Here is an 11,811-nt window from a genome sequence, read left to right as displayed (position 1 = left end):
CATTGGGCCCTCGGCGCTGACGGAGGCCATGGGCATGCTCAACCACCATTTCGCAGCAGCCGCCTGATCGGCGCAGAGCGACAGCCTACCTCTGACTGCCGCCAATCTTTGCAACAGAGCCTCGGCGTCCGACCCGTCCCAGCGCCGCGACCAATTCTCATTGGCCCAGCAGACGCAAAAGGGGTGATCGAGCGTCGGATCGTTGAGCCAGGCTTCCAACGGGGATTCGAGCAACCGCTTGCCGGCAAACCAGTAGTAGTAGAAGCAAAACGCTTCTATCCCGTAAATTTTGGCAAGCTCGATCTGCTTGCGCTGCGTTTCGGTATCGTTGAGGCTGTAGTAGCCGATGTCAGGGTGCGGAACATGCGGCTGATAATGGCCGACAAATTGGGCCTTGGCCGGACGAACATTGGTCCATTCGGTAAAGCCCTTGCCCCACCATTTGTCATTTTCTGGGATGGGGTGAAACTGCGGGAGATAGAAGGCGACAAGACGCGCCTGTTTTACCGGCAGAGGATCGAAATGCTTTTGCGGGACGAATTCGACCTGCGGCGGCGACCATATAGCCCCGCCGTCCGCCGGTGGCACTGGGCGCGTTTCATAGCGGCCGCTCGTGGCATAATGGACGAGCGGGTTGAGCCCGGCGGCGGCCACGTCGGGATTGGCCTTCAAATATCCGGTAGAACTCATTGCCGGAGAAGGGTCGCGCCCCAAAGCAGCGCCGAGTTCGAGGTAGTGAACGATGGGGTCGATACCCAGCGAAGCGACGTCGGGATAACGGTTGAGGTACCAATCGATGTCAAAAAGCCCGCTTTCCCGAAGGATTTGAACGTCATCTCCGTTGAACTCGGCAAACATATAAGCCCCAAACCCCCAATTTACGTCTTCGTCTCGATCTCGACTAGAGAGGGCAGGACCGGCCCTCATACATGCCATGCTTGATATAGTGCTCCAGTGGGTCCATGCCGGCGGCAGGGACATCGGGGTACATGTCGCAATATTTCTCGGCGTCAAAGATGCCGCGCCGCCGAAGCGCCGCATAGGTCCGCCTCGATCGCCATTCCTTCGGCGTCAAATTCCACCAGAAGGGGTGCCGCTGCATCAGGACCTCGGAAATACGGGCCATGAACAGGCGAGCGGTGGCCTCTTGCTCGAGATTTGCCACGGCGGCCTTTCGCTCTTTTTCGTGCTCAGCCGATTTCCTCTCCAACTCCTCGCCAGAAGCCCGAAGTTCCGCCAGCAAGACTGCAAGCTTTTCCTGCGTTTCATGCGCCGCCTGCAAATCCTTCGTCAGCACTGCGACCTTTTCGCTTTCAGCCAAGAGAGAGGAGCGTTCGGCCTCCGACTTTTCGGCCTTTTCCCGCGTCTCATAGAGAAGGCGTGTCAACAGGTTCACTTCTTGGCCAAGCCGCTGCGTTTCCTGCTCGGCTAGCCAACGTTGATGTTCGGCGAGCCTTTTACCATCGGCGAGGCGCCGTATCTCAAGGTTCAGCGGATATATATCCGTCGCGTAGCTGGTATGCTGGCCTTCCTCATGACGTGATGCAGCGTCTAGCTTGCTTCGCGCCTCATCAAGCGCTTTGCTCAAGCGGTCTATTTCATGGCTCTGCGCGACCAGATCCCGCTCGTGCCGCGCCAGCGCATCGGCAAGGCGCCGAGCTTGAGCCTGTTCGGTAGCCGCTACCTTCTCGGCGCGAACCAGTTTACTCTGCGACACAGCTAGCGATTGTTCACTGTCCCGGCGTTCCCCGGCGAGACGGAAAATCCATTTATCGGCCTGGCTCAGCTTGGCGCGCAACTTTTCAATGTCGCCCTCTAGCGCTTCCGCATTGCGCTTTTGCTGCTCTGCGTCATCCTGCTGGCGCTTCAGTTCGGCATAGGCCTGATGCATTTCCTCTTCGCGCTGACGCAATTGGCTTTCGATAAGCGCTACATGCTCGGCGAGGGGCTGTAGTCGTGCAACTTGTATGTCAACTTCCGCCCGTGCGGAAATGGCATCATCGAGCGCAAACTGAAGTTGTTCACTGCGCCGTTTATGCTGCTCGATTTCTTCGTGCAGCCGCTCGATATCACCCCGCCGTTCTGCAAAAGCGTCTTCAATCGCCTGCAATTCAATTGAGCCACCACTAGCTGGGTCAGCCGCCAAAAATCGCGCCTGCAGATGCGCGACCCAGCTATTCGTTTCAGCAAGATGCTGCGCCAGACGCTGACGAATATCCTGCCCTTCATCACGGAATGAAGCGTGGGAGACGGAATTCTGTGACATCATTGGGTCGATTGCCTCCACGCCATCACTACCACCTTATATTCTAATGTCCCTATGTCAATTTAACATAAAATTTACTTGTGTCGAATTGATAACATTAAATTAGAATCTAAGAAATGTTGAAGATTACCTTAAACTGCGCCGCGCGGGCGCAATTCTAATTCAAAGGGCAGAATATATATCGACAGCCTCTCCAACATCGTCATACACTTGGGCGTTACGATTATTAATGATCACGGCTCTATTGCAAAATTCTTTAACTACTTCCGTGTTATGAGAAGCTAATATCATAGCTCTCTCACTGCGTTTTTCAAAAAGCTCATAATGACATTTTCGGTGGAAGTTTTGGTCACCTACCAGAATGATTTCGTCGATTAGATAGCAGTCAAATTCGATCGCGAGCGACATCGCAAAGGCGAGACGCGCACGCATTCCGGATGAATAGGTCTTCACGGGCATTTTCAGCTGGGGACCCAGTTCCGTAAAATCCTCCACAAAGGCGCGAATGTCCGCATAATCCCGCTGGTATATCCGTGCGACGAAGCGGGCATTGTCATATCCTGTCAGACTGCCCTGAAAGCCGCCAGCAAAGCCCAACGGCCAAGATATCGACATCTTGCGCATAATCTTGCCGGATGTTGGCATCTCGACGCCGCCGATCAATTTTATGAGCGTGCTCTTCCCGGCGCCGTTGCGACCGAGCAGTGCGACGCGCTCGCCCCGCTCCACCACCAGATTAACATTGTCGAGAACCCGCTTATGGCTCGACCCATGTTTGTACGACTTACAGACGTTGAGACAGCCGATCATTCTACGGCCAACGTTCGACGGACCCGACGGCACAATATTAGGCCTATCATCGTGGCCAGGAGCGCGCATCCAATAGGATTCCAAACGTTATAATAAGCCGTCACCTGGTCACCCCAGATGCCTTTGCGCATCATTTCCATTCCATTCACGAACGGCGAGAGCATCAGATATTCCCTGACCTGCGGCGTCATCCAGGCAGCCATGTAGAACAGACCGGAAAAAGGAATCATGACATAGGTTGTAACCGGTATGAACTTTTCAATCACCTCAGATAATTCCGACAATGGCGCAATAATCAGGCATAGAGAAAAACAGAAGAAAGCGTAAACAAACCATCCCGCGATTAGGAGCCCGATATCAGCAGGCACCGGCATCTCATGTGCGAGGATAAGAACGACGCCCATGAAAAGATAGGCCATCATCCCACCCAGAGCCTCGATGACGAATCTAACAAGGATGAAATCGACGATCTTAACCTGACGATGATAAAGCAGGCTCGAATTTGTCGTAAAAGCGGCTACGCTGCGCGAGACGCCATGACGAAATAGGGTAATAGGGATATATCCTGTAGCGACAAAGGCGATAATGCCGATGCCATGTTCGGTAGGGCCTTTGGTCACGTTCCAGATCAGGCCGACAAGACCTGCGAACAAAAGAGGTTCGGCCATGATCCATAGGAAGCCGATATTCTCGCGACCAAAGCGGGTCGTCAGCTCACGGATCATCAGGGCATGAATCACACGGAGCTGAACCGACCAGCCATTTTGCAATTTGGACAGGGTGACTCGCGACATCGTCAATCTTCCGGCGCATGCTCGACGACGCCAACCATAAACATCCAGGCAATGAAGTACAGGCTGAGCGAGGCTGCGAACACGACCAATATGTTCAAAAACCGTTTGGGCAGCAATGGGCTGTCGGGCACATTAGGGTCCACCACACGCTCAAGATAAAACTGCTGGCGCTGCGCTTCTGCGCGGGCCTGGACCAAAGCGGAATTGGCCGCAGTCATGCTCTGCGTCGCGAACTCCTGTTCGACCAGAAGATTTTCATAGCCGCCCAGCTTCGAGGCAATGCCGCTGCCGGTACCGACCACGCGACTGTCCTGCGAAGCGATCTGGACGGACAAAGCTCCGATCCGGCTGCGCAATGACGGGATCGATGGATTATTAGGCGCGACCCGCTGCATGAGGTCGAGCTGCGCCTGAAGCGCTGCGCGCTGCGCGATTAGACTGTTGGAAATCTGTAATACGCCTACGGCCTGCTGGCTCGGATCAATCAGCGCCTGGGCGTTGCGATACTGGGTGAGCGCCACCCGAGCCGCCTTGGCGCGCTCGGTGGCGAGGTCTACCTGCCGTTGCGCCTCGACGATGCCCTTGGTCTGTGCGCGTGCATTGAGGCGGTTCACCAGCCCTTCGCTCAAATCCAACAGCCGCGCATTGATAGCATGGGCGTCATGGGGGCTGAAGGCGCGGGTCTTGATGACCGCAGTGCCGTCTTCGGTTTCGAAGCGGGCATCCACCATCTTGCCGTAATATTTGAAGAGGCTTTCGAAGCTGCCGTCCGACAGCGGGCCAGGGAAGCGGGAGAAATAATCGGCTTCAGACGCGCTATATTTATCGCGAATGCCGGGATTTTTCTCCAGCGCCTTCAAAGCGTCGCGTGAACGTACGAAGGTGAGCACTTCGTTCGTCTGCTCTTGCCCGCCCGACATGCCTGTCGTCTGAACAAGGTTGGCAAGAGTCGATGTCTGCGACTTCTTCTGGTCCGGGCTCTTTATGACAAAGCGCGATTCCGAAATGTAGATATCGGACGCGATGAAGCCATAATAGATCGCCGCCAGCAGCGTTGGCAGAACAACGAAGGCGAGGAACCAGCGCCGCTTGCGGACCCATGTCATGAGAACCGAGCGACGGGCTTGGCTTTCGGCTTCGACGGGGAATGAGGTGGTCGCATCCATAGATTTTTCGCAGCGCCTACAATAAAGCCATCCATTGAAATTCGCGCTAGGCCAACATGGCGCGGGGCGCAAGGCGGGGGATGACTCCGTGAGGTTGGTTTTTAGGGACTATTGTTTATTTGCGAACGCCGATGCTAAGCGTGCCCCGCTTCACAGCGCTAGCCCTTTTCGAGATTCAGACCGATGTACGTCAAAAATAGCATTCATTTAGCGCTACTGGCCGCACTGGCGGGTTGCGCCTCGCTCCCGTCGAGCGGGCCGACGGGCGGACAAATCCGCAAGACGGCGCTTAAACCAAATGACGGGACTGCGCCGATCCGGGTCCAAGAGGTAGTCGCAGTCGGCGACATACCAAATGCAGCCAACATGTTGCCGCCAGCCCTGCTTGTCGATCGGGTGCCGCCGCCGACCGATCTGGTGGGCCCGGGCGATATCCTAGACATCAATATTTATGAAGCAGGCGTAACCTTGTTCCAGGGTAGCGGCAGCGCAATTGGAGGGGCAGGGCAGATCGGTACCAACCCTGGCGTTCAGGTGCAGAAGCTGCCGCCGATGCGGGTCGATGACCTTGGTGACATCGCCATTCCCTATGCCGGCACGCTCCATGTCGCGGGCGTGACAGTGGGTGAAGTCGAGGCGATGATCCGCAACGCGCTGCAGCGTGTGTCGCAAAATCCCCAGGTCGTCGTCACGCTGAGCCAGGCGATCACAAACTCCATCATTGTTGGTGGTGAAGTCGCGCGGCCGGGGCGACTGGTACTCCAAACCAATCGGGAATCTCTGTCCGACGTCGTTGCGCTCGCCGGCGGCTATCGCGGCAATGCTCGTGATCTCACGCTGCGGATCACGCGCGGCGGCAAGAATATCGACGTGCGAATGAATGATCTGGTCGACAATCCCGCGCTTGACGTGCGCGCCTATCCTGGTGACCGCATGATTCTCATCAACAATCCGCGCACTTATTCGGTGTTAGGCGCGCCGGGGCGGGTTGAGCAGATTCCCTTCAGCCGTTCGACGGTGTCCCTGGCTGAGGCGATTGCGACCGCCGGGGGCGTCAATCCCGGCGTCGGCTCCGCGGGCGCCATCTTCCTCATGCGTTATACGACCGACGCGCAGGGCCAAGAAGTGCCGATCGTCTACCATCTTAATATGATGAAGACCAATAGCTACTTCCTCGCCCAGCGTTTCTACATGCAGGATAAGGATGTTCTCTATGTCGGCAATGCCGCGGCCAATCAACCAAGCAAGCTGATCCAGCTTATCAGCCAGCTTTTCTCGCCCATTTTGACAGTGACCAGCGCTGTGCAGACGGTGCAGAACAGCCGAAACTGATAAGGCTAACGCCTATATTTGGGGGTAAAATTGGAAGTACAGACGTTCGATATTGCAGGGCTAGCGCTCCTCACCCCTCGCCATATCGGCGACGAGCGTGGCTATTTCGCCGAAACCTTCCGGGCCGACCTGTTCGCAAAACACATCGGCGATTACAGCTTCGTGCAGGACAATGAATCGCGCAGCGCCCGCGTCGGCACGATCCGCGGCCTGCATTTCCAGAGCGAGCCGCACGCCCAGGGCAAGCTTGTGCGCTGCACCGCCGGCGCGCTGTTCGACGTCGCTGTCGACATCCGCACGGGATCGCCCACCTATGGCCGGTGGGTCGGCGAAACGCTCACCCCCGACAATGGCAAACAGCTCTGGGTGCCGCCGGGCTTCGCCCATGGCTTCTGTTCGGTCGAGCCCGACACCGTCATCTGCTACAAGGTGACGGGTAGCTATTACAGCGTCGAATGCGACAAGGGCCTCGCCTGGAACGATCCGGCGATCGGCATCGTCTGGCCGGACGTCGCAGACCCCGAAACCCTCTCGGCCAAGGACCGCAAGCAGCCGCTGCTCGCCAACCTCCCCGCCTATTTCAGCTGGAGCAACTAACCCATGCGCGTCATTGTCACCGGGGGCGCCGGCTTCATCGGCTCGGCCCTAGTCCGTTATTTGGTGTTGCAGAAGGGTTATGACGTCCTCACCATCGATGCGCTGACCTATGCCGGCTGCGAGGCGTCGCTCAAGGAAGTTGAAGGGCGCAACAATCACCGCTTCCTCCACGCCAATATCTGCGACCGCGCGGCCATGGACACGGCGATTACTGAATTCCAGCCCGACCGCATCATGCACTTGGCCGCCGAAAGCCATGTCGACCGCTCGATCACCGGCGCGGCCGACTTTATCCAGACCAATGTCGTAGGCAGCTTCACCTTGCTGGAGGCGGCCCGCGGCTACTGGAACGGCCTGGACGTCGACGCGAAGGCCGCGTTCCGCTTCCTCCATGTCTCCACCGACGAGGTCTATGGCTCGCTGGGCGAGGAAGGCCTGTTCGAGGAAACCACCCCCTACGACCCCAGTTCACCCTATTCCGCGTCCAAGGCTGCGTCCGACCATCTGGCGAAGGCATGGCAGCGCACCTATGGCTTGCCGGTGGTGGTGTCGAACTGCTCGAACAATTACGGCCCCTACCATTTCCCCGAAAAGCTCATTCCGCTGACCATCCTCAATGCGCTCGAAGGGCGCAAGCTGCCGGTCTATGGCAGGGGCGAGAATATCCGCGACTGGCTCTATGTCGACGATCATGCCCGCGCCCTCGACCTCATCATTGAAAAGGGCGAGCCGGGCGAGACCTACAATGTCGGCGGCCGCAACGAGCGCAAGAATATCGATGTGGTAAAGCGCATCTGCGCCGTGCTCGACGAACTGCACCCCACCGACACGCCCCGCGTCGAGCTGATCGAATATGTGACCGACCGCCCCGGGCACGACGCGCGCTATGCGATCGATGCGACCAAGCTAGAGAACGAACTGGGCTGGAAGGCGCAGGAGAATTTCGACACAGGCATCGAAAAGACGGTGCGCTGGTATCTCGACAATGAATGGTGGTGGCGTCCGCTGCGCGACCAGTATGACGGTCAGCGCCTCGGGTTGGAAAGCGCTAAGGCGCCGGCATGAAGATCGCCGTCACCGGCACCACCGGGCAGGTCGTCACCAGCCTCCTTGAACGGGGCAAGGCCGCCGGGCATGAGGTGATCGCGATCGGTCGCCCCGACCTCGATCTGGCCGATCCTGCCTCTGTCGCCCGCATGCTGGAGGCGGCGACGCCCGACGTAATCGTCTCGGCAGCAGCCTATACTGCGGTGGACAAGGCGGAGAGCGAGAGCGATCTTGCTTTTGCCGTCAACGGGGCGGGTGCCGGCGCGGTCGCACAGACGGCCAAAAAGCTCGGTGCTCCTGTCATCCACATTTCGACCGACTATGTGTTCGACGGGACGCTAGACCGCCCCTATGTCGAAACGGATCCCACCGGCCCCACCGGCGTCTATGGTGCCTCGAAACTGGCGGGCGAGCAGGCGGTGCTGGCCGCGAGCGACAACAGCGCGGTGCTGCGGGTAGCGTGGGTCTACAGCCCGTTCGGCGGCAATTTCGTCAAGACGATGCTGCGCCTAGCGGCGGATCGCGACGAATTGGGCGTGGTCGGCGATCAGGTCGGCAATCCCACCAGCGCGCTGGCGATCGCGGATGGTATCTTCCAGGTAGCTAACAACATGCTATCGACAACTAGCCCCGAGCTGCGCGGCATCTTCCACATGACCGCGCCGGGCGAAGCAAGCTGGGCTGATTTTGCGGAGGCGATCTTTGCCGCATCAGCGGTGCGCGGGGGGCCGTCGGCATCGGTGCGGCACATCGGCACCGCCGATTATCCCACGCCTGCCACCCGGCCCGCCAATTCGCGGCTCGACTGTAGCCGGATTGCCAAAACGCATGGCGTAACGCTGCCCGACTGGCGCGCCTCGCTCGACGAAGTGATGGACCGGTTGCAGCCGGCTGTGAACTGATTTCCAGGGGAAATAAGAAGCTATGAAGGGCATCATTCTTGCGGGCGGCAGCGGCACCCGCCTCTATCCCATGACGCTTTCGACCTCGAAGCAGCTCATGCCGGTCTATGACAAGCCGATGATCTACTATCCGCTGACCACGCTGATGCTGGCGGGGATCCGCGAAGTGCTGATCATCTCGACCCCGCGCGACCTGCCTGCCTTCCAGTCGCTGCTGGGCGATGGCTCGGCCTGGGGCATGACCCTCGAATATGCCGAGCAGCCCAGCCCCGATGGCCTCGCGCAGGCCTATATCATCGGCGCCGATTTCGTCGCGGGTCAGCAGTCCGCGCTGATCCTGGGCGACAATATCTATCACGGCCACGGCCTGCCCGAAATCCTCGCCAGCGCTTCCGGGCGCAAGGAAGGGGCAAGCGTCTTCGCCTATCATGTTAACGATCCCGAGCGTTACGGCGTGGTCAGCTTCGACGACAATATGAAGGCGCAGACCATCGAGGAGAAGCCGGAAAGCCCCAAGTCCAACTGGGCGGTTACCGGCCTTTACTTCTATGACGAGAAGGTCGTCGACATCGCCGCCAACATGAAGCCCTCGGCGCGCGGCGAGCTGGAGATCACCGACGTCAACCGCGTCTATCTGGAGCGCGGCGACCTGCATGTCGAGATCATGGGCCGCGGCTATGCTTGGCTCGACACCGGCACGCCCGACAGCCTGCTTGACGCCGCCGAGTTCGTCCGCGTCCTCGAAAAGCGCCAGGGCTTCAAGATCGCCGCGCCCGAAGAAATCGCCTACCGCCAGGGCTTCATCGACGCCAACGGCCTCGAACAGGCGATCGGCAAGCTCGGCAAATCCGACTATGGCCGCTATCTGCGCGGGATTGTGGCAGAAGGCTAGGTTGTCTCCTACCGGTGGTAAAATAGTTGATCGCGTGATTGATCCCGCTGCGCGCCACGATGCCAGCCCGCGCTTGTTCAGGACTCGGGCCGCCGATCAATTCGCCTCGGCTTGATCGGCGGAGGGTCGGGCGTAGCCCGGCCGGAGGCGCACCCAGCGCAAGCCCGTTCTGGAGATGAGAGTGGCGGATAACTGCGGTTTTGAACCGCCAACTGGACACCTCGAACCGGGTGATTCTGGTCTGATGGCGTAGGAAGGGAGAGGTGGCTTTGAAGGAGAGCGTTGTTTCTACGCTATTGGCGGAATGATCATCATATTGGCTGCGCTCTGGGCACCAATTTCATGTCATGCAGACGCGGTTCGGCCATCGAGCCCTGCGAGGCGCTGGAAATTATAGACCAGGTTGGCCATGCCGATCTTGATCCTGGCGCGGGCGATACAGATGGTGCAGATGATGAGGCCCATGCGGTGCTTTTGCCCTGCAAAGACATGTTCGGCGGTAGCGCGGACCTTTGACCGCTTCGCATTGGCCCTGGCTATCCGCTCGGGCAGCGGCCGCCGGGGCAACCGCTTCTGATGGATGTTGCTGGTGAACATGCCCCTGGCGAGGAACGCCTCTTTCTTCTTCGATCGATAGGCGGTATCGGCCTAAATGCCCGAGGCGGTGTTCTCCTTGCTGATCAGATCGGGTAGTCGCGCTTCATCATGGGTATTGCCGGCACTCGCATCCCAGGCGCGGATCAGCCCATGAGTCCGATCGATGCCGATATGGTTTTTGTTGAGCGCGGTATCGAAGCACGCGAATAGCCGGTCGATCGCCCTGGTTACAGGGGCCGCGTCGCAGCGCGGCTGCCAGCGGTCCCCGGAATAACTCGAAGTCCACCACGGCAGACAATCGCTCCAACGGATCGCCCGCCGTACTTAGAGCCTCGCATCGGTCCGAAAGATCAAAGAATCCAGGCTGCACTGCCATAGCCACCGTCTCCAGGTCGGCGACAGGTGAATCAGCTCAAAGCATCAAAGGACAGGGTTCTTCGAGGTGTCCAATTGCGCCTCGTCACAATTGCGCGTCAGAGCGGCGCCAGCGCCCAATCCCTATTTCGCCGGTGATCATTCTCGTCCACAAAATCAAGGACGTTTTGGATCTTAACGCGTCAAGATCGACATGTCCGAAGATGTCAGCGCCACCCTCGCGGTTTTCCTGGTCCAATAGACTGGTAATGCCTTGTTGTGGATGGCTTCTACCGTCTGCCGCAGCCTTTTGATCGGATGGTTTTTGCAGGCCCTGCCGCCTATTAAACTTGGCTGCCTTGTGTTTGCAGCCTCGCGATTTGCGCCTTTGCCAGTTCGAATTCCTGAATGATAGTGGAACGGTGGGCCTCCGCCTTTTCAAGAGCGTTCTGCATGGACTGAAGCGCGCTATGGATGGCAGCGACTTCGTCTTCGCTTTGCGCCAGCGCGGCATGATTTAACCTTATTTGTTCGGTCAAAGCCTCATTTTCCGCCGATAGCGCAGCAATGCGGTCACTCTGCTCATTAATGCGCGCCTCCGTTTCGCTTGCCTGTCGGCGCGCGTCATCTCGTTCAGCCGATATGCGTGTGCCGTCAGCATGAACAATGTCTTGGAACAGGGGGATGCTTTTATTGAAGTCCCTGCGAATTTCATCCAGAATGGCGTGATCGTTCAAATCCTCTCCCTGCGCAGCCCAGCGGTTCAATACGTCGTGAACGATCCGAACCTGAGGCGGAACGATGTGGCTCGCCCACGATTTTCCAGCACCAGCCGTATTTCGCTTGAGGTCAGGATCAAGGATCCCATTTAAATTGGATGCTAAAGTACTGCCGAAACGTGGCCATGAAATACCCAAATCGGCCGCAATCTTTTCCGTTTCCGTCGGCCAGTCTGCAAGAATCCGGTCGTAGCTAGTAAAACTGCGCCGTTGACCTCGGCGGTCACGTCCGTCAATGAGGTGTAATTTGGGGTGTGGTCACCGGGCTGCATGGT

At 58.3% G+C, this 11,811-nt stretch carries 10 protein-coding genes and 2 pseudogenes; 5 read left to right on the top strand and 7 right to left on the bottom strand.

Annotated features, from left to right (window positions below):
* Positions 1 to 165: 165 nt before the first annotated feature.
* The 5 genes and pseudogenes from AX724_RS24305 to AX724_RS02250 form a co-directional block, all read right to left on the bottom strand.
* Positions 166 to 690: pseudogene (locus AX724_RS24305) on the bottom strand (glycoside hydrolase family 99-like domain-containing protein); the annotation flags it as partial.
* Positions 691 to 901: 211 nt separating this feature from the next.
* The gene (locus tag AX724_RS02265; RefSeq protein ID WP_156447977.1) at positions 902 to 2,287 is read right to left on the bottom strand and encodes a hypothetical protein; all 1,386 of its coding nucleotides are present in this window, start codon (positions 2,285 to 2,287) and stop codon (positions 902 to 904) included.
* 141 nt (positions 2,288 to 2,428) lie between these two features.
* Complete coding sequence (locus tag AX724_RS02260; protein ID WP_066763161.1) at positions 2,429 to 3,076, bottom strand: ABC transporter ATP-binding protein; 648 nt, start codon at positions 3,074 to 3,076, stop codon at positions 2,429 to 2,431.
* Positions 3,073 to 3,870, bottom strand: coding sequence for an ABC transporter permease (locus AX724_RS02255; RefSeq protein WP_066763159.1), 798 nt, complete (start codon positions 3,868 to 3,870; stop codon positions 3,073 to 3,075). Before AX724_RS02255 ends, AX724_RS02260 begins: the two co-directional genes overlap by 4 nt.
* Before the next feature lie 2 nt (positions 3,871 to 3,872).
* Entirely contained in the window at positions 3,873 to 4,976 is a 1,104-nt protein-coding gene (locus AX724_RS02250; RefSeq protein ID WP_231736444.1) for a Wzz/FepE/Etk N-terminal domain-containing protein, read from the bottom strand.
* 243 nt (positions 4,977 to 5,219) lie between these two features.
* Here AX724_RS02250 and AX724_RS02245 point away from each other — a divergent pair, with 243 nt between their 5' ends.
* The 5 genes from AX724_RS02245 to rfbA are packed head-to-tail and all read left to right on the top strand — an operon-like array spanning position 5,220 to position 9,806.
* The gene (locus AX724_RS02245; RefSeq protein WP_066763155.1) at positions 5,220 to 6,368 is read left to right on the top strand and encodes a polysaccharide biosynthesis/export family protein; all 1,149 of its coding nucleotides are present in this window, start codon (positions 5,220 to 5,222) and stop codon (positions 6,366 to 6,368) included.
* Positions 6,369 to 6,398: 30 nt separating this feature from the next.
* Positions 6,399 to 6,965 carry a dTDP-4-dehydrorhamnose 3,5-epimerase gene (rfbC, locus tag AX724_RS02240; protein ID WP_066763154.1) on the top strand — a complete coding sequence of 189 codons (567 nt, stop codon included), beginning with the start codon at positions 6,399 to 6,401 and terminating at the stop codon, positions 6,963 to 6,965.
* Between the two features lie 3 nt (positions 6,966 to 6,968).
* A complete protein-coding gene (gene rfbB / locus AX724_RS02235; RefSeq protein ID WP_066763153.1) occupies positions 6,969 to 8,030 on the top strand; it encodes a dTDP-glucose 4,6-dehydratase in 1,062 nt (353 codons plus the stop codon).
* Complete coding sequence (gene rfbD, locus AX724_RS02230) at positions 8,027 to 8,914, top strand: dTDP-4-dehydrorhamnose reductase (protein ID WP_066763152.1); 888 nt, start codon at positions 8,027 to 8,029, stop codon at positions 8,912 to 8,914. Before rfbB ends, rfbD begins: the two co-directional genes overlap by 4 nt.
* A 22-nt stretch (positions 8,915 to 8,936) precedes the next feature.
* Entirely contained in the window at positions 8,937 to 9,806 is an 870-nt protein-coding gene (gene rfbA, locus AX724_RS02225; RefSeq protein WP_066763150.1) for a glucose-1-phosphate thymidylyltransferase RfbA, read from the top strand.
* Between the two features lie 345 nt (positions 9,807 to 10,151).
* Here rfbA and AX724_RS02220 read toward each other — a convergent pair.
* Positions 10,152 to 10,779 (bottom strand): annotated as a pseudogene (locus AX724_RS02220) (transposase).
* Between the two features lie 322 nt (positions 10,780 to 11,101).
* Positions 11,102 to 11,674, bottom strand: a complete 573-nt coding sequence (locus tag AX724_RS02215; RefSeq protein ID WP_197421448.1) for a hypothetical protein — start codon at positions 11,672 to 11,674, stop codon at positions 11,102 to 11,104.
* Between the last annotated feature and the right edge of the window lie 137 nt (positions 11,675 to 11,811).

Origin of the sequence: Sphingobium sp. CCH11-B1 (assembly GCF_001556865.1) — a bacterium.
GTDB lineage: Bacteria > Pseudomonadota > Alphaproteobacteria > Sphingomonadales > Sphingomonadaceae > Sphingobium.
This window is presented reverse-complemented; position numbering and strand designations above follow the sequence as displayed.

Excerpts from the sequence above, each read along its gene's own strand:
- AX724_RS02260 (WP_066763161.1), bottom strand. The coding sequence starts at position 3,076 with ATGATCGGCTGTCTCAACGTCTGTAAGTCGTACAAACATGGGTCGAGC.
- AX724_RS02255 (WP_066763159.1), bottom strand. The coding sequence starts at position 3,870 with ATGTCGCGAGTCACCCTGTCCAAATTGCAAAATGGCTGGTCGGTTCAG.
- AX724_RS02250 (WP_231736444.1), bottom strand. The coding sequence starts at position 4,976 with ATGACATGGGTCCGCAAGCGGCGCTGGTTCCTCGCCTTCGTTGTTCTG.
- AX724_RS02245 (WP_066763155.1), top strand. The coding sequence starts at position 5,220 with ATGTACGTCAAAAATAGCATTCATTTAGCGCTACTGGCCGCACTGGCG.
- rfbB (WP_066763153.1), top strand. The coding sequence starts at position 6,969 with ATGCGCGTCATTGTCACCGGGGGCGCCGGCTTCATCGGCTCGGCCCTA.
- rfbD (WP_066763152.1), top strand. The coding sequence starts at position 8,027 with ATGAAGATCGCCGTCACCGGCACCACCGGGCAGGTCGTCACCAGCCTC.
- rfbA (WP_066763150.1), top strand. The coding sequence starts at position 8,937 with ATGAAGGGCATCATTCTTGCGGGCGGCAGCGGCACCCGCCTCTATCCC.